General features: G+C 36.8%; 17 protein-coding genes and 2 pseudogenes. 11 read left to right on the forward strand and 8 right to left on the reverse strand.

What is annotated here, in order from left to right; translation table 11 throughout:
• Positions 1–46 precede the first annotated feature (46 nt).
• On the forward strand, positions 47–859 hold the full coding sequence (locus G4D76_RS12575; RefSeq protein WP_213810059.1) for a metallophosphoesterase family protein: 813 nt from the start codon (positions 47–49) through the stop codon (positions 857–859).
• A 292-nt stretch (positions 860–1,151) separates the two neighbouring features.
• Here the strand turns inward: G4D76_RS12575 and G4D76_RS12580 are convergent, their stop codons facing one another.
• The 3 genes from G4D76_RS12580 to G4D76_RS12590 all read right to left on the reverse strand — a co-directional run bounded on the left by G4D76_RS12580 (position 1,152) and on the right by G4D76_RS12590 (position 3,106).
• Positions 1,152–2,231 (reverse strand): LCP family protein, encoded by a 1,080-nt coding sequence (locus tag G4D76_RS12580; protein ID WP_213810060.1) that lies wholly within the window; start codon positions 2,229–2,231, stop codon positions 1,152–1,154.
• Between the two features lie 120 nt (positions 2,232–2,351).
• Positions 2,352–2,564 carry a DUF2187 family protein gene (locus tag G4D76_RS12585; RefSeq protein WP_035785876.1) on the reverse strand — a complete coding sequence of 71 codons (213 nt, stop codon included), beginning with the start codon at positions 2,562–2,564 and terminating at the stop codon, positions 2,352–2,354.
• A gap of 74 nt (positions 2,565–2,638) precedes the next feature.
• The gene (locus G4D76_RS12590) at positions 2,639–3,106 is read right to left on the reverse strand and encodes a sigma-70 family RNA polymerase sigma factor (RefSeq protein ID WP_213810061.1); all 468 of its coding nucleotides are present in this window, start codon (positions 3,104–3,106) and stop codon (positions 2,639–2,641) included.
• A gap of 215 nt (positions 3,107–3,321) precedes the next feature.
• Between G4D76_RS12590 and G4D76_RS12595 the strand changes: the two genes are divergently transcribed.
• The 8 genes from G4D76_RS12595 to G4D76_RS15490 all read left to right on the forward strand — a co-directional run bounded on the left by G4D76_RS12595 (position 3,322) and on the right by G4D76_RS15490 (position 9,757).
• A complete protein-coding gene (locus G4D76_RS12595) occupies positions 3,322–3,810 on the forward strand; it encodes a competence protein ComK (protein ID WP_213810062.1) in 489 nt (162 codons plus the stop codon).
• Between the two features lie 2 nt (positions 3,811–3,812).
• Positions 3,813–5,333 carry a hypothetical protein gene (locus G4D76_RS12600; protein ID WP_213810063.1) on the forward strand — a complete coding sequence of 507 codons (1,521 nt, stop codon included), beginning with the start codon at positions 3,813–3,815 and terminating at the stop codon, positions 5,331–5,333.
• Entirely contained in the window at positions 5,330–6,136 is an 807-nt protein-coding gene (locus G4D76_RS12605) for a hypothetical protein (protein ID WP_213810064.1), read from the forward strand. Before G4D76_RS12600 ends, G4D76_RS12605 begins: the two co-directional genes overlap by 4 nt.
• Before the next feature lie 21 nt (positions 6,137–6,157).
• Entirely contained in the window at positions 6,158–6,583 is a 426-nt protein-coding gene (locus G4D76_RS12610; RefSeq protein ID WP_213810065.1) for a heparinase II/III family protein, read from the forward strand.
• Complete coding sequence (locus G4D76_RS12615) at positions 6,580–7,197, forward strand: heparinase II/III family protein (RefSeq protein WP_213810066.1); 618 nt, start codon at positions 6,580–6,582, stop codon at positions 7,195–7,197. Before G4D76_RS12610 ends, G4D76_RS12615 begins: the two co-directional genes overlap by 4 nt.
• Positions 7,194–7,787 (forward strand): hypothetical protein, encoded by a 594-nt coding sequence (locus tag G4D76_RS12620; protein ID WP_213810067.1) that lies wholly within the window; start codon positions 7,194–7,196, stop codon positions 7,785–7,787. Before G4D76_RS12615 ends, G4D76_RS12620 begins: the two co-directional genes overlap by 4 nt.
• Positions 7,788–7,853: 66 nt before the next feature.
• Positions 7,854–9,299, forward strand: coding sequence for an acyltransferase family protein (locus G4D76_RS12625; protein WP_213810068.1), 1,446 nt, complete (start codon positions 7,854–7,856; stop codon positions 9,297–9,299).
• A 47-nt stretch (positions 9,300–9,346) separates the two neighbouring features.
• On the forward strand, positions 9,347–9,757 hold the full coding sequence (locus G4D76_RS15490; RefSeq protein WP_250130330.1) for an SGNH hydrolase domain-containing protein: 411 nt from the start codon (positions 9,347–9,349) through the stop codon (positions 9,755–9,757).
• Positions 9,758–10,048: 291 nt separating this feature from the next.
• Here G4D76_RS15490 and G4D76_RS12630 read toward each other — a convergent pair.
• A pseudogene (locus G4D76_RS12630) lies at positions 10,049–11,196 on the reverse strand (IS3 family transposase).
• A 251-nt stretch (positions 11,197–11,447) separates the two neighbouring features.
• On the opposite strand from G4D76_RS12630, the pseudogene istA reads away from it, so the two are divergent.
• Together istA and G4D76_RS12640 are read left to right on the forward strand one after the other, a co-directional pair.
• Positions 11,448–12,976 (forward strand): annotated as a pseudogene (gene istA, locus G4D76_RS12635) (IS21 family transposase).
• The gene (locus tag G4D76_RS12640) at positions 12,966–13,727 is read left to right on the forward strand and encodes an ATP-binding protein (RefSeq protein ID WP_213809565.1); all 762 of its coding nucleotides are present in this window, start codon (positions 12,966–12,968) and stop codon (positions 13,725–13,727) included. Before istA ends, G4D76_RS12640 begins: the two are co-directional and overlap by 11 nt.
• Before the next feature lie 196 nt (positions 13,728–13,923).
• On the opposite strand, the gene G4D76_RS12645 is transcribed toward G4D76_RS12640, so the two are convergent.
• From G4D76_RS12645 to G4D76_RS12655, 4 genes are all read right to left on the reverse strand, one after another.
• Positions 13,924–15,627 carry an acyltransferase family protein gene (locus tag G4D76_RS12645; protein WP_371814698.1) on the reverse strand — a complete coding sequence of 568 codons (1,704 nt, stop codon included), beginning with the start codon at positions 15,625–15,627 and terminating at the stop codon, positions 13,924–13,926.
• On the reverse strand, positions 15,609–15,914 hold the full coding sequence (locus G4D76_RS15495) for an acyltransferase family protein (RefSeq protein WP_250129993.1): 306 nt from the start codon (positions 15,912–15,914) through the stop codon (positions 15,609–15,611). Before G4D76_RS15495 ends, G4D76_RS12645 begins: the two co-directional genes overlap by 19 nt.
• A gap of 102 nt (positions 15,915–16,016) precedes the next feature.
• Complete coding sequence (locus G4D76_RS12650) at positions 16,017–16,442, reverse strand: GNAT family N-acetyltransferase (RefSeq protein WP_213810070.1); 426 nt, start codon at positions 16,440–16,442, stop codon at positions 16,017–16,019.
• An 8-nt stretch (positions 16,443–16,450) separates the two neighbouring features.
• Positions 16,451–16,807: a DUF2538 family protein gene (locus tag G4D76_RS12655; RefSeq protein WP_250129994.1), complete on the reverse strand. Its 357-nt coding sequence runs from the start codon at positions 16,805–16,807 to the stop codon at positions 16,451–16,453.
• Positions 16,808–16,879: the final 72 nt, after the last annotated feature.

A 16,879-nucleotide genomic window follows, 5' to 3' on the forward strand; every position in this document is an offset into this window, starting at 1 on the left:
AAATGGTTTCTGAATTTTTAAATGTTAAATTAATATTACACAGCATATGAATGAACGTCTCGGTAAAAGAGAAGGTGTTACATTCGGTAAAATATCCAGCGCGGTTAACAGTATGAATATGAAGGAATACGAACGGCCGATATTTTGCGATCTCGGCGGAGCGGTCGGAAATTCTGTAAATACAAAGGGGCCGCAAAATCCTCATATTATGAGCATGAATCACCTGCGCTATAAATTTGCGACACTCAATGTGAATGACCTTCATAATATTGGCGGTACGAGTAAAGCGATGAGAACATCGTATTTTCCATGGATCAGCACAAATATAGTACAGAAATATACGAATGAACCATTTTACGGGCAGCCGTACAGAATATTTAATATGAACAGAATGAAAATTGCAGTAGTAGGCGGATATGGTGGACCGGGAGAAGATAAAACAGAGCAGATTTCAGTGGTGAATCTGCAGGCATCATTAAAAAAATGGCTGCGATATATGCACAGTATAGAAAATCCGGACTATGTTATCGTCTTTGTGTCCGACTTTACAGACGACTCAGCATGCATTGAAGAATTAAAAAACAGTCTGGAAGGAGTCGGGATTGTAATTACCGGTTCAGCTTACGAAGCGAATTATGATGAACAGACACCGGCATTCAGCACAACCCGGGTACACGGGGAGAAAGTTCCCTTGTATCATCACGTGCATAACGGACATATAATGGAACTCGATATACGGTTTAAAACGAGAGTTAATACATTTGAGTACCTCGGTCACAGCATAGCTGTAAGAGATAAAGAATTCTCCAAAGTCGCTGAGGACATTGAATATCTAGATCTTGTTTACAGATACTTGTGAAATTGATTGACCCGCCTATTCGCGGGTTTTTTTAATTGGGACTGGCGTGATCGGATCTCATGTGTATCCGGAACCTCCGGGACTGGTATGATTGGGTCTCATGTGTATCCAGACCCGCCGGGACTGGCATGATCGGGTCTCATGTGTATCCGGAACCTCCGGGACTGGCATGATCGGGTCTCATGTGTATCCGGAATCTCCGGGACTGGCATGATCGGAGGACAACTGTTTATTCCGGATAAACACAACACAAAAAAGCCATCTGCAGCTGCAGATGGCTTTAATAATAAAATTATTCGATTCCGAAACCGTCACCGTACTGGTTTTGTGCGCCTTCTTCAGTGTAAGCCGGCGGATTATCGAGTGTAAAGTTCTCGAGTAAATCTGTGCTGACTTCCTGTACCGGCTGGATTTGTTCACCAAGTCTGATGCTGATTAGATCATTGGCTGTTGATGGATCAAGTCCGAGTATATCGCGAATGGTATTGGATAATGCGAAGAGATGTTCTTCGTCCGGCCATGCGTAGTATATACCGTTAGACTGAGCTGTAAATCCTGTACCCTGCAGCTGTGATGATTCAAATGCTACGTCATTGAATAAATAATATGATGCGAGCGAGCGGATATCACCTGTCGCAAAGTTATGGCTGGTATTGCTTGTAAAGATGTTAATCAAATCGTCAACTTGTGACAGTGTACTGAATGATTGAGCCTGTTTAAACACTGCTTCAATAAGGTCCATCTGTCGTACACCGCGACCTAAATCTGAGTCGATACTTCTGTTGCGAATAACTGCAAGTGCCTGTTCACCGCTTAAGTGCTGAACTCCCGGCTGAAGGCCGTTCATTTCATAAGGTACATCGAATTCAACACCGCCGATTGCATCGACTATTTCTACAACTGCGTTCATATCAACGCGGACGAATTGGTCGACCGGTACGTTTAATAATGATTCGACTGCATTCATTGCACCGACAGGTCCGTTAAATGCGTGAGCGTGGTTAATCTTATCGAAGTAATTCATCGAATCGATATACGCCAGCGTATCACGCGGAATGTTTACCATTTTAACGTCGTCATTATCGCGGTCAAATGTTGCTAAAATCATACTGTCCGAACGGAAGTGATCGGCGTTAATCTCACCGTCCTGTGTTCTTTCAGCATCGGCATCGATACCGAGGATGAGTACAGTAAAGTTATCGTTCGATGCATCGACATCGTCGACGCGGAGTTCAGAACGGTCGCGGTCAATTTCCTCATAAGAATCTGATATCCCGCTGTTAAAAGCATTAAATAGGTAAAGAATATAGATGACTGCTGCGAGGAGCACGACACCTAAAATGATAAAGATAGTCCATAGAATTTTTTTCATACTAATACCCACTTTGGAAGATTTTCAATGTTAATGTAAATATATATTTAATTCACTGCGGTTGTCAATGAAAGGTATTAAAAAAGGCAAATGGTCAAAGCCATTTGCCTTTTTAAAATATTAATCTGTCGAATCATCAATAATTTTGTATCTTTTATGATTAACTACAGTTTTTTCGAACATTTCATGCTCGTCAAAATTATCATTAATAGTAAGATCAACAATGACGGAATTATCATTAATCTTTTCAACTTTACCAATCATGTCATCAAATGAAACAATGTTACCTACTTTAACATCTAATTCTTCTTTTTCTTTCTTCTTAGCGTCCATGTAAATTCCTCCACTACAATAGTGATAATGACTGACATTATACTATATATACAGAGAATTACAAGTGTTTACCCTTAATGTGATAAGCTTCTCCCGAGCTTAGCTCTCGCATTTTTTCTTATATTTTTTGCAGTTGAGACACTGACGCCGAGTATTTCAGCAGTTTCCTTTAGAGAATATCCTGATAAAGCGAGTGTAAACCACCGGTATTCACGTGTATTCAGTATTTTGGCAGCTGTATTTTCAAGATTATAAGAATCCCCTGAAGCAGGTGTTTCGAGATTGTTATTTTCAACCGGTGTATAGCGTTCCTGATAACGTGACACTTTTCTGATCTCATCAATCAGCCGCTGGCGTATGAGCGTATAGACAAACTGTGATTCACTGCACGAAGTTTTATTAACATCAAATTTATTTATTGCTTCAAAAACAGCAATACGGCCGATCTGCATATACTCATCTTTATCATATAAAATATTCAGCTGCTGCACGATACTGTGAATCATCGGTTCGTAGGAAGTTATTTTATCGTTTACTGTCATTTAAGCAGTCCTTAAATGAATCGATTCATATTTTGTATTTCCGGATGTCTATAATATGAAACATTATGCAGATGATAAAACGCAGAAAGAACTAAAATTGTAAGCTTAATACAACTTAAATGCTATTTTTGTTAACAATAGTTATATTTATATTAAATAAGTTAACTTAAGGTTATAATTAAGAGGCTTTATTAAATTGATGATGGGGTGAGAATATGCTGACTGTCCCTGAGCTGTCTCCGCAGGTGCTCTATATTGAACCGGTAGCAGAGCCTGGATACTTATGCCGTGCTGTTCATACTGATGGTGTAATATACTGTAGTAAGACTTCGGAGAAATGGATTGATGATACACTGGTATACTTTTATTCAAGCAGTATTAAAGTGAAACGTCAGAACGTGAAACTGATACATAATGTCCACCGCCTGCAGCCGATTATTATCGACGAGAAATATCAGTTTGTATTTTTTCCGCTGCACAGCTGCAAATACAAAAATCCATTCTTTGTGAACCTGCGCCAGCTGATTGATTTTAAAATGGTGAACGGCAAACTGGTCATTATATTTATAGACGGCCGGGAAGTGGAAACGGACTACGATTATAACTTTGCAAAAAAACAGTATGAAAAGACGCTGTTTATACTCGACAGATCTGTAAAAAATCAAAAAGCGCTCAGAAGGTACTTTAAAGATAGGGAGGGATAAGAATGGCGATACTCGCAGCCGGCGGTATTTATAAAAATCAAAAACAGAATCTCACCGGCGGCGTATTTTTATCTGCCCTCGCAGCACAGCATACATACAGCGATGTGTATCTGCATACTAATTTCAGCTCAGAAGAAACTGCACTGACTGCCGAATTAAAAGAAACGTTGCGTAAAAGCGGAGTCACTCATTCAAGTGCACAGGCAGTATCAGCCCCGTACGGTATCGTCAGCGCTGATGAGTTTATCGTTAACTCTAATGTGTATGAAACATTTAACCCGAAAGCAAAGTATTTACAGCAGCTTGATAAAATTATCTTAACGACAGATATCGGTGAACGGGATTTCAGGTATATATTAAACTTTGCACGTAAACGAAAGCTCGAGACAATTGTGTTTAGCTGCGGTGAATATATACCTCAAGTCAATGATGAAGATTTAATTATTCTTGATGACAGCGGTATACCTAATTATCATCATTATTTAAATGAGATAAAGTCAATTCTTACAGAACGTGAGTTTATCAGCAGTACGCCAGCAAAAAACCGTCAAATACCTGAAACAGGTCTGCGCAAATCGGGGAAGATGTTTATCCAGTTGTTATTACTCGCTTTAGTACTGATATTGTTATTTACCGGCGGTTTTAAACTGCTGGAATCAATCAGCACAGACAGTGAAAACTTTAAAGCAGAGGTCGACTGGTCAAAAGAAGTTGTACATGATGACTGCAGTACAGTTGAAACATGTGCGGATCTCGGTGACCGTTATTTGTCAGACCTCAGGGAATATGTTGACCTGCAGGATGAACCGCATATATTTTTTGAAAACAGAACACGGACAACATTTATCAATTATGAAATAGAAGACTTTGAAATTACCGGCAGTGATGTAAAAAATCCGCTGCCGTTCGGTGATGAAGAAACATTTAAATCAATGTGGCATGTATTCAAGCAAGTATTCCCGAATCGTTATATAGAGAACATTAATGAATACCGTTTGTTTTCGGATGGTGAAGGCAACACCGCCGCCTATGTGACGATTGAAAAGGATGGGACGGTGCTGGCGATGGATGTACGTGATAATACACATAAAGCAACACAATATCGTAATTTGATACATGAATTTGGACACATCTACTCACTGCCGATTGAGGATTTCGACGAAGCATGTGACAGTACTGATATAACATGTATTAAAGAAGATACAATTATTGATAATCATGCCGACCGTTTCTGGTCGCAGTACGATGAATCATGGCTTGAAAACTCCGATAAAAGCCGCTTTCAGCTCGAAGGCTTTTACAATAATAATGTAACGGATTTTTATGTTCCGTATCAGGCAACGAATGTTAAAGAAGACTATGCAATTACATTTATGAAATTTATCACGGAGAAAATTCCTTCAAACAGTTCTCAACTGCGCGATGTTAAAGTACAATCAATGTATGAAGACGCTGAACTCGTTGCGTTAAGAGTGGACATATTAAAATCATTTGTCCAGTTGGAGAAGGAGAGAGAAACTTGAAACTAAAAGTTAAAGTGAGAGATTTTGAAAGCGGCATTTCAATTATTAAAATAGATGTGCCTGCCGAATCCACAGTCGATCTGCTGCTTGGAAAACTGGTGCAGGAAGATCTGATATTTGAATCGTACTTACCAGGCATCAAAACGATGGGGTATACATATGGGGAATTTCACAAATTAAAAACATCGACCCTGTTTCACGGCAAGGAAAAAGCGATACTGACATCTGACAAAGCAGAGATTACAGTAACGCAGAAAAAGTCGGAAGAGGGACAAAAAGCAGGGCAGGTGCTGCTCGACTACTCGCAGCTCGTTAACGTAGTTGATAAATTCAAGGAACTGGAGAACAGTACAAATGTAGAATACGGCACTGTATTTTTTGTTCAGCAGGAAAAACACCAGTATTTAATCAGATATGAAGAACACGGTTTTGAATTTTATCATTTTAAACTGCAGTATGACAATGCGTTTAAAGATGAAGACAGATTCCCCTTCCTGATACTTGAATTAAAAACAAAACAGGAACTGACAGCAAGCGAGCTTAAATGGATACGAACAATCATGTTCCCGTCTAAGGAACGCAAAAATCCGATTATCCACCTTGAAGTGTCTAAGCTGAATCAGGACATCGTCGATGAGCTGGCCACTCTAGTACACAGGGTTATGGTGATTATCGGAAAATTCCAGGTGAGTAAGAAATTATTGGAATCAGCAGATAAACTGCCGTCATATGTACAGCTGAACGAGAGAAACTCTATCGGCTTTGTCGAGATAGAACAGCTGAAGCGGATAGTGGAGGCTTAAAAATTGCTTAAGGAGAATATTATGAATTTAGACTTAAATGAAAACAATGTATTTCCATTATTGGAAACATCAAATAATACTAAAAGGATTGCAGAAAAGGCACTGAATAATATTATAGAACCATTTCCCAAATTTGATGATATAGAATTTAAAAAAGATTTCGATTGGGAATATAAGCATCCAAAAGTAGAAACAAGTTATCAGTTATATCTTCAAAACTTACGTGTAGTTAATGAGTTATTAAATCAATATCGTGAAACTGCTAATGATGAATTTATAATTAAATCAAAAGAAATTATAGAAAGTTGGTTTGATTATATTGATGCCGGCAATGAAACTAAGATGACTTGGTATGATCATGCTATAGGTGCAAGAAGCCAGGTTCTTATTGATTTTTTTATAATGCTAAAAAAGAAAAGATATCCATTGATGAAAATAGATATATGAATATACTGTCAAAACATGCAGAACTGTTATGTGATGACGAAATTCATAGGTATAATAATCACGGGATTATGATGGACAAAGCCTTAATAGTCCTCGGTTTGGCAACAAATAATGAATCTTTTTTTCTTAAAGGCTATGAACGAGTTAAATCAATTTTTTGGGTGACATACTCAGATAATGGAGTTCATTTGGAAAATTCACCAGAATACCATCAGATGGTATTTGGTTTATATGAGGGATTGGAAGAGTATTTACAAAGAAATAATAGATCATTAGGCGTAGAAGTCACTAACATGTTTCCGCTTATAAGAAAATATTATTCATTGGTTTTAAAGCCTGACAATAAATTCCCGCCAATAGGCGATAGTTTTCATGTAAATAATTCAAATAAAATAGAAAATATATGGGAAAACTTTAGTGAACCAGCAGCTGGAATAAGTATTATAAAAAATAAAGAAAGCTTATTATATTTAGCATTCATATGTGGTTTTTCTACAATCACACATAAACATTCTGATGATTTAAGTTTTATTTTAAACTATAAATATAAAGATTTTTTTGTAGATCCTGGGAAATTTAATTATAGTACTAGTAAATTTAGAAATATATCGTGAAAAGACAAGCACACAGCAGTTTTTCATTAGCAAAAAATTATAAAAAAGATAAATTAAATAAAATTCATAAAACAATTTGGACTGATAAATTTTTAGATAGTAGTCTGTATACTGTTGTTTCAGGTTATAACAATGGTTATGATGATGCACGACTTAGAAGGACTATCTATTATTTACATCAAGAAAATATAATCATTGTATTTGATAATGGAACTAGCAAAAATCTTGATACTTGGCATCAAAGATTAAATCTAGACCACAATGTAACGCTGGAACACTTATCAGATGAAAAATTTAAGCTGAAAAATGATGATGTAAGTATTACTTTAGAATTTCCGGAAAATAGCGATGTAAATATTTTAAATGGAAATACTGAGTCTAAGTGGCCAAGAGCGGTAAATTCGCCTTCAAGTGGCAAGGTAGTAAAAACTCATCAAATACTTAATACCAAAGAAAATGCTTCGGAGTTCAATAATTATTTTGTCATTCATTTGGAAGAACCAAAATCATTAAATATCTTTGAAGTATCTAATAGTATTCAGGTGAAATTTGATGATAAGGTTTATGAATTACCAAAGTTCCTAATTTAGGTAGTCAGTTAAATAGCTGAATTTACAAATTTAATTATTGATTAAGTAAAGTAACGAGGTATTTTAATGGAAATAAAACGTAAATTCAGACCAGAAATAGAAGGTTTGAGAGCAGTAGCAGCATTGCTTGTAGCGGTGTATCATATTTGGATGATGCGAGTTTCAGGCGGCGTAGATGTGTTTTTTGTAGTGTCCGGATTCTTAATAACAACTTCATTGCTTTCAAGATATGCAAGAGATGGATATATTAATTTCTTTAACTTTATATTCGGTTTGCTAAAAAGGCTGTTGCCAAATGCTCTATTGGTACTAACGGTTGTGTTGATAGCAAGTTACTTTATTATGCCGGAGTATCGGCATGCTGGAATAATAAAAGAGATTTTTGCATCGATATTTTATTTTGAAAACTGGCAGCTGGCTGTATCAGGAACAGATTATTTAAATCAGGGAAGTGAAAAAAGTCCGGTCCAGCATTTTTGGGCTATGTCTATACAAGGACAATTTTATGTAATATGGTTTTTAATTGTAAGCTTAGCAATTATAATCCACAAGAAATTTAAAGTTGATTTTAAAAAGTCATTTGTAGGAATATTATTAACTATAATAATATTATCATTTATTTATTCTGTATATCTGACTGCTGTCAATCAGCCCCTGGCATATTTTGATACCAGGACAAGGGTTTGGGAATTTGGTATAGGCGGATTACTTTTAATTATTATATATAAAATTAAATTGCCGGGATTTATAAGCACGGTAATAGGCTGGATTGGTTTATTAATTCTGTTAGGAACAGGATTAATGCTAGATGTTGAAAAAAGCTTCCCAGGATACATTGCATTACTTCCTGTAATAGCAGCAGTGTTCATTTTAGTAGCAGGAGAAAACTCATCGAAACTGGGTGTAGAAAAATTTCTGGGCAGTAAATTAATGGTCTGGCTCGGTGGATTGAGTTACGGATTATATTTATGGCATTGGCCATTATTAAGCTTTTATTACGTAATTTTTGACACGACTGATGTCAGTATATTACATGGGATGTTAATCATACTTATATCACTAATCTTAAGCTATCTGGGGAACAAATTTTTAGAAACACCAATCAACAAATTAATTGGAAAAAATAATTTTACGTTTAGAAAGTTCATACCTATCGCAATTCAGTTAGGTGTAGTGCTCACTCTGCTTGGAGCATGGTATGGAGCAGGCGAACTGCAGAGTTCAAATCAGGAGAAGCTTCTAGGTAACAGCGATTACCCAGGGGCTCTTTCAGAAGACATATCATTCTCTCCTGAAGGTTCAAAACCTATACCGTCTCTCGAAACTGCTAAGGAAGACACCCCCTCTCCATATGCTGACGGTTGTCAGCTTTCTCCTGGAGAATCCGAAGTTAAAGTTTGTGAGTATGGCAATACTGATGACTATGAACATACGGTTGCTTTAGTAGGAGGATCGAAATCAACGCATTGGCTGCCGAGTCTTCAAAATCTTGGAGATAATTATAGATACTGAATGTTACAAAGAGCGGGTGTAGATTCTCTTTAGATAACAGTGAAGGCATTGCAGACGATTGTTATGAGTGGAATACTAAAGTAGTAGATGAGCTTGCAGAGTATGAACCAAATTTAGTAATAACATTAGCAGATATTGCAGATAGGGAATATGAAGAAGTTCCGAAAGGTTTTCTTAAGCAATTTGAAAGACTAAATGATTATAATATTCCCATACTAGCTATTCGAGATACTCCTTATTTCGAGAAAGACGTTGTGGAATGTTTGAGTCAGGCGAATGAACCTGGTGAGTGCAGCATAGAGAAATCTAAAACTCTAGCTCCTATATCTGCATGGGAGAAGTTGTCAAATCCGCCGAAGAACGTAACATATGTGGATTATACAGATTACTTGTGTGACGGAACTACGTGTCCCCCTATAGTTGGAAATGTTTTAGCTTATCGAGACAAAATCATATGACTGAAACTTTTAACAAAACTTTTGCACCAATTATTCGAAAAGACATTGAAAAAATACTACTACGTTAAAGCAAAAATCATTGTAACTTCAATATTAACTGTCGCTGTCATGTATACAGATAAAAATAATAGTCTTTTTTCTGAGCTGGGACACGAGTACTGATTCTTAATAAAAAACTACCTCAGGCGCAATCGTGCACTGATGTGCACCCCTAAAGTTGAACTCCAAAATTCAACTTTAGGGTGGACTTGTCAAGAAAAACTAGACACGAGGTTAAGAGACTTTTGTAAGTTAATCCTGATTATTTAGAATTTTAAACTCTTTGGGGGATAGAAATCCAAGAGAAGAGTGTAATCTTTTAGTGTTATAATATGTTTCGATATATTTAAATATTTCTAACTGAGCTTGTTCAATCGATGCGAAATTGGCATCATGAATAAGCTCTCTTTTATGGTTTTATAAAAGGACTCCATCAATGCATTATCATAAGGATTACCTTTTCGACTCATGCTGGCTTTAAAATTATGTTGACGTAATAAAGATTGGAATCGACTACCTGTGTATTGTGACCCTTGTCTGATGAATAATTAAGCCGGGTTGTGGTTGTTCCTTGCCAACAGCCTGATTTAAAGCATCAATAACTAGCTGGTCTTTCATACGTGTATCCATGACCAACCTACAATTTTACGAGTAAATACATCTATGTAAACAGCTAAGAATAGAAACCGTTCTGAGACTTTAATGTAAGTGATATCTCCTAGCCATATGATGTTCTTTCGTGTGGCTAGAAATGGTTGATTGACTAAATTAGGATGAATCAGTGAGGGTCTTTTATGATTTTTGTATTTATATTTGTACCTGCTTCCTTTGGCATACAGCGCCATCTCATGAAGCAAACGACCGACTCGTTTGCGATTGACATGTATACCTTCTTTGTCTAAAACTTTTGTGATTCTAATCGTTCCGTAGCGACCATGATGTTCGTGAAATATTTTACTGATTTTTTCTTTTAAAACTTCATTTTCAATTTGTCTTTTGGATTTTTGTCTATGAAGGTATCATAGAACCCTGAGCGAGATACATTCAGTATCTTGCACGCTCGTTTAATATTTAGTTCAGACCGGTGCGCTTTAAGGTACTTAAATCTTATTTCTTGTTTTGCTTCAAGAAGACCTGGAACTTTTTTAAAAGCTCTAATTCCTCTCTTAACCGTTCATTTTCTTTGGCTAGCTTCTTATTTTCATACTGCAAATCAAAAAGTGCGCTACCTTTGCCATGAAACGCACTATCACCATATTTTCGTACTCGCTGACCCACCTATATAAACTGTTATGATGGACCTCCAATTGTTCTGATACTTCTTTAACTGAAAACTCGTCTTCCATAACTAACTTAACGGCTTGAATCTTAAATTGTTTATCATAGGTTCTTCTTGGCATAATAAATTCCCCATTTTCTCTTAACTTAATGTCCAATTTATGCTTACGGCGCTGCTAAGTTACCACTGCGTCGTTGCGTTTGATACCACCCAAATCGCACCGCTCGTTACCACCTAAATCGGATAATATAGACGCACCTAATCCTCTGATAGAGGATTATTTTTTATGACTTACTTTTTCAATCTCATTAGTGCTATAAATGTTTTATGTCGCACAACAGCGGCATAAAATATTTATGGAGGTGGCAGTCAATGCCCAATTATTTAGAGATTGTCCGATTGAATGAATTATCATTCAGTCAAAGGAAAATCAGTGACATGGTCGGATCCGGTCGGCCCGTCATTAAACGCACCATCGATACCGCCAGTCAGCACAAACTAACCTACAAAGAATTAAGTGGCTGGGATGCCGACCGGCTCGATACATTGTTTGGACCCAGGCCATCCAAACCCACTCAACGAGACATGCATTACACCTTGCCGGATTACGCATCGTTATCCAAGTCGCTCGCCCAGCCGGGTGTGACAATGCAGTTATTATGGGAAGAGTATGTCGATATGTGCCGGCATACTGGTCAACCGTACTATCGTTTGACGCAATTTAAAAAGTATTTTAATGATTATCTGAGTCAGAAGTCATTTACGCATGTCATGAAACACAAAGCAGGTGAACGTGTGGAAGTGGATTGGGCCGGCACAAAAATACGCTGGATCGATCCAGATACCGGTGAAGTGATTTATGGGTACTTGTTTGTCGCTGTGTTGCCCTTCAGTGGATATGGATTTGCGATGGGCTGTCATGATATGAAGCAGCCCAGTTGGATTAATGCACATCTTCAGATGTTTGAATATTTTCAAGGGGTGCCGACCGTGCTGGTCCCCGATAATTTGAAAACAGGCGTAACGAAGCATACCCGAACGACGCTTAAAATAAATGAAACGTACGAATCGATGGCGAATCATTATCACACGATTATTTTACCGACTCGGGTACGCAAGCCAAAGGATAAGGCGACTGTTGAAAATACGGTCAAATCATTAACGACCCACATTATTGCACGCATGCGGAATTATCAATGCTTTGGCTTGGATGATTACAATGATTACTTAAGAAAAGAACTGAATCGTTTTAATCAAAAACCGTTTCAAAAGAAGCCAGGCTCTCGATTCTCTATGTTTAACGACATGGAGCGTACGGCCCTTCAATCTTTGCCAACTGTCCCATTTGAGTACTGTGAATATAAAACAGTGAAGGTTATAATAATGCGCATATCAGTTATCAGAAGCACCATTACTCTGTGCCGTATCAATATATCGGTCAGCGTCTCAAACTTAAAATTTATGCGAAAAAGATCCAGGTATGGTATCAAGACCGCATGTTATGTGAGCATGAGACATTGAATAAACTGCCGGGCGGCTATACTACGGTCCTCGAGCACTTACCTAAAAATAGTGCGACACATGGCGAGTGGAATAGTCAACGCTATTTGAAGTGGGCGCGACATATTGGTCCCGACGTCCATTTAGTCGTTGAAAAGATGTTTTCGGATGGCCCGGAACAAACACACTACAAACGGGTCCACGCACTATTGAAATTGGCAGACACTCATTCAGATTCCGCCCTGAATGTTGCCTGCCATCATGCATTAGAACGTACATCTCATCCAGCTTATCGCTTAATCACGCAATTACTGAACACTGGCACGTCCCACTTAAAGTCTAGCACCCCGGAAAGTCCGGAACAATCCTTTTTGAGAGGGGCTGATTATTATGAGCAATAATCAACAGCGCTTACAAATGATTATCAGTCAGTTACGTGAGATGCGACTGACAACAATGGCAGATCAGCTCCATAGTATGTATTTGTCAGAGCAGAATCATGCGTTGACGCCACTGGATTATTTAGAAGTAATCGTTAACGAAGAGTATCAAATCAGACAAGATAATCGCATTGAACGGTATCGAAAACAAGCCACTCTGTCACATAAAGAGGCACAGATTTCAGATATCCGCTATGAATCGACCAGAGGATTACGCAAAGAAAGTATTGAACAATTATCAACCAACAATTATATTCAACATCATCGAAATGTCATTGTTCAAGGGGCGACAGGTACAGGTAAAAGCTATTTAGCCAACGCTCTCGTCAATCATGCGATTGAATCTGGATTTACAGGTAAATATTATCGGATGACTGAATTATTGAATGATATTGATCTCGCTGAATTTCATGGCACGTTAGATAAATTGTTGAAGAAACTCATGAAAATAGATGTGCTGGTGATTGATGATTTTCTCTTAACGTCGACTAAAGAACAGGAGCAAAAGCATTTGATGGAAGTCTTTGAGTTAAGGAGTCGCGAGAAATCTTTAATTTTGTGTTCACAGATGTCTTCAGCAGAATGGCACAAAAAATTAGGTGGCGGTGCGATTGCGGACGCTATTTTAGATCGTGCATGTTCAAAATCCTATAAACTCATCTTAAGTGGTGAATCCTTACGTAAAATCGATGGTATCGATACGTCGATTTAAGTGGTAATGACAAACGCGATTTACGTGGTATCGTAAATCGCGTTTTTATGGTAACTTAGCAGCGCCGTATGCACAATTTATTATACCAAGTCCAAAAAAGTTCAACTTTTTGGGTGCACTACAGCACCTGAGGTAGTTTTTTTATATTTTCATAGAATGTTTGATGTTGGAGATTAATAACGCTCACCATTAAATTTTACGAAGAATATTTATCAAGCAATTCTATAACATCTTCACGTAACACTGGTCCCATTGTTTTTGAATAAGTATTCGTAATATGACTTCCATCAAAATACGCAAGAACATTTCCAATAACAGGTTCGTACTCACCATTAACTTTAAAGTAATCATTATAATCTACAGGGTGGACTAATGGAGATTTATAATCTATTTTCTCCCAAGGCATCGTTTCACTGATAGGTTCAATAGAATTCATTTTTTCTTTTGTAGCTTCATAACCATGTTGATCTAAATATTCAGGAATATTAAATCCAAAACGTTGTGTGTCACGTATAGCCATTACAGGTAATTTTATCTCATCACCAATAGTATTTAATTGATTAGCCATACCTTTTGGTGGGAGAGGGGAATCTACGCTCCCGATATCTGAAGTAGCAACGACTAAGTCAATTTCATTTTTACTATCTTCTAAGTAATTCATGACATTATTATTCCAATCTGCAGTGGTGTCTGATGTGTTAGTTGAAGAAAAGCGACTTCCTACCTGAACTATATTAAGAATTTTTATATTTTCTTCTTCTGCAAAATATTGTAACGCACCAAGCCAATGCGCAGAATGGGAACTACCTACTAAAGCTACAGTGTATTGATTATTTTCCAATTGACCATACTCCCCAATTTTTAAAGAACCTACGTTTTTAGATTGATTCATTTTGTCATCATAAGATTCTGCAAGATCGTCCATAGCTTCCTCTGGGGTTGGGATAGGAGTGGCGTTCGGTACTTCCATATCATAGAAAATTGAAGATGCACCAGGATAGTCAGGGTCATTTATTAATTCTTCAATATTTGGCGCAGATTTATTATAAATAGTAAACAATCCAATTAATATAAACAAATTAATCAATATTCCGTAACCAATATATTTTAACGGTCTTATCGATATCTCCATGTTTTTAAAAGGTGTTTCAATGAATTTGGACATAAACAAGGCGAGAACAATAGAAGTGATTATAATTGTTATACCTATGAGGATGCTTGGATTTGTTTCCGAATGATAATTATAGAATGATAACAACACCCAGTGCCATAAATATATACCGAAAGCGATACCTCCAAGTTTAACCATTAAATTAGATCCAAGGAATTTAGTAACTCCGGTATTACTTGAACTGTTCCCAGCAATTAAAATTGCGACTGCACAAAGTGTCGGCCACAATGCGATATAACCCGGGAACATCGTTGAAACATCAAATATAATACCCGTTAATAATAGCCCAATGAATCCAAGCCATCCGAGAATATTACTTATAAACGAATTGATTTTAATTTTTGATAAGTTTATTGCAAGTATACCGCCAATAGAAAATTCCCAGACTCTCGTAAATGTATCGAAGTATGCCCATGGCTGATTAACTGATGTTAAATATATAGAATATGTAAATGAAGATATAAATAAAATAATTAATATATAATTTATTATTTTCACACCATTTAAATTAATATTCTTTTTTAATAAATAGAATGCAAATGCGAATAAAACAAACCAAATAAGATAGAATTGTCCTTGAATAGACATGGCCCAAAAGTGTTCCAGTGGGGTACTCATTTGCTCCTGACTTAAATAATCAGTGTTAGAAAAAGCGAGCTGCCAATTTTGATAATAAAAGAGAGATGCGATTATCTCATAAAATGTTTTATCTAAAATTGTTCTAGGCAGTAAAAAACGCTTAAAATAATAACTGTAAAAACCACTATGATTATTGAAGGTAAAAGTCTTTTAATTAAGTTAGTGATATATGGTAAAAATTTTAATTCGCCGTAACGATTATATCTGGACACAATAGAGGTTGTAATTAAAAAACCTGATATAACAAAGAAGACATCGACTCCTCCTGATACTTTGCCAATCCAAATATGATAAACTGCAACTAAAAGAGCTGCTATTACTCGTAAACCCTCTATTTCCGGGCGGAATTTTCGTTCTATAGTTAAAGCATTATTCAAAAATTACATCTCCTTATTTAAACTCAATATTTCTATGATATAAATAGTCATTTGAAAGAAAGAAATATTTAACCTCAAAAAAAGGTCTCTTATATGAGACCTTTATAGTTCTTTCTCCATATATTTATGCGGTATACCTGCATCATCAAATTCATCAGACGCGACATGGTAACCCAGTTTCTCATAAAATTTAATAGCATGAACCTGTGCGCCGAGCTTTGCACGTGTGTAACCATTCTCTTCAGCATGAATATGAACGAAGTTCATAAGAGTCTGTCCGAGGTGCAAGCCTCTGGCAATTTTTCTTACAGCCATGCGCTCAACCTTGATTAAGCCTTCGCCGACATCACGGTATCTGACTGTGCCGATTGGACGTTCATCAAGCGTAAGTAGAATATTAACTGCTTCTTTTTCGAACTCGTCTACTTCCATTTCCAGCGGTACATTCTGTTCTTCTACAAAAACTTCTTTTCTAATTTCGAGACATTGATTGTAGTACTTTTGATCATCAGTTATTTTAAGTTCCATTTCATCACCTACATCGCATTTTTTCTTCGTATAATCGTATACTGCCAAAACACTTTGAGCTGTTCGATATTCCAGTAATCCATACCGAGAGACAAAGCAGGGCGGGTATTAAATCTAATGTTGCTAGCTTCTGCTGCTGCCAGTGCAATATATTGGATATGGGGTTTTAACTTTTTAAACTCATCTGATAATTTGCCGTCTTTTTGAATCCAGTCCAGCGGAAAAATATAGTCGAAAATATTTACAACTTCATATATTTCAGGAATTGCAGTAATGTAACATGCTGCATCGACAGATGGATTATTCTGTGATTCTGAAAAATAGCTTCTTAGAGATAAATATAACTCTTTATGCTCGTGATTCATATAAAAAATTCATTTTCAATCTTGGGCTGATTGCTGTTTTTAATCAGATCTTCCAGATTATCCATCATTTCA

Source organism: Jeotgalicoccus sp. WY2 (assembly GCF_018437745.1).
Lineage (GTDB): Bacteria > Bacillota > Bacilli > Staphylococcales > Salinicoccaceae > Jeotgalicoccus > Jeotgalicoccus psychrophilus.

Excerpts from the sequence above, each read along its gene's own strand:
- G4D76_RS12595 (WP_213810062.1), top strand. The coding sequence starts at position 3,322 with ATGCTGACTGTCCCTGAGCTGTCTCCGCAGGTGCTCTATATTGAACCG.
- G4D76_RS12575 (WP_213810059.1), top strand. The coding sequence starts at position 47 with ATGAATGAACGTCTCGGTAAAAGAGAAGGTGTTACATTCGGTAAAATA.
- G4D76_RS12585 (WP_035785876.1), bottom strand. The coding sequence starts at position 2,564 with ATGGACGCTAAGAAGAAAGAAAAAGAAGAATTAGATGTTAAAGTAGGT.
- G4D76_RS12655 (WP_250129994.1), bottom strand. The coding sequence starts at position 16,807 with ATGAATCACGAGCATAAAGAGTTATATTTATCTCTAAGAAGCTATTTT.
- G4D76_RS12610 (WP_213810065.1), top strand. The coding sequence starts at position 6,158 with ATGAATTTAGACTTAAATGAAAACAATGTATTTCCATTATTGGAAACA.
- G4D76_RS12650 (WP_213810070.1), bottom strand. The coding sequence starts at position 16,442 with ATGGAACTTAAAATAACTGATGATCAAAAGTACTACAATCAATGTCTC.
- G4D76_RS12640 (WP_213809565.1), top strand. The coding sequence starts at position 12,966 with ATGAGCAATAATCAACAGCGCTTACAAATGATTATCAGTCAGTTACGT.
- G4D76_RS12600 (WP_213810063.1), top strand. The coding sequence starts at position 3,813 with ATGGCGATACTCGCAGCCGGCGGTATTTATAAAAATCAAAAACAGAAT.
- G4D76_RS12590 (WP_213810061.1), bottom strand. The coding sequence starts at position 3,106 with ATGACAGTAAACGATAAAATAACTTCCTACGAACCGATGATTCACAGT.
- G4D76_RS12580 (WP_213810060.1), bottom strand. The coding sequence starts at position 2,231 with ATGAAAAAAATTCTATGGACTATCTTTATCATTTTAGGTGTCGTGCTC.
- G4D76_RS12615 (WP_213810066.1), top strand. The coding sequence starts at position 6,580 with ATGAATATACTGTCAAAACATGCAGAACTGTTATGTGATGACGAAATT.
- G4D76_RS12625 (WP_213810068.1), top strand. The coding sequence starts at position 7,854 with ATGGAAATAAAACGTAAATTCAGACCAGAAATAGAAGGTTTGAGAGCA.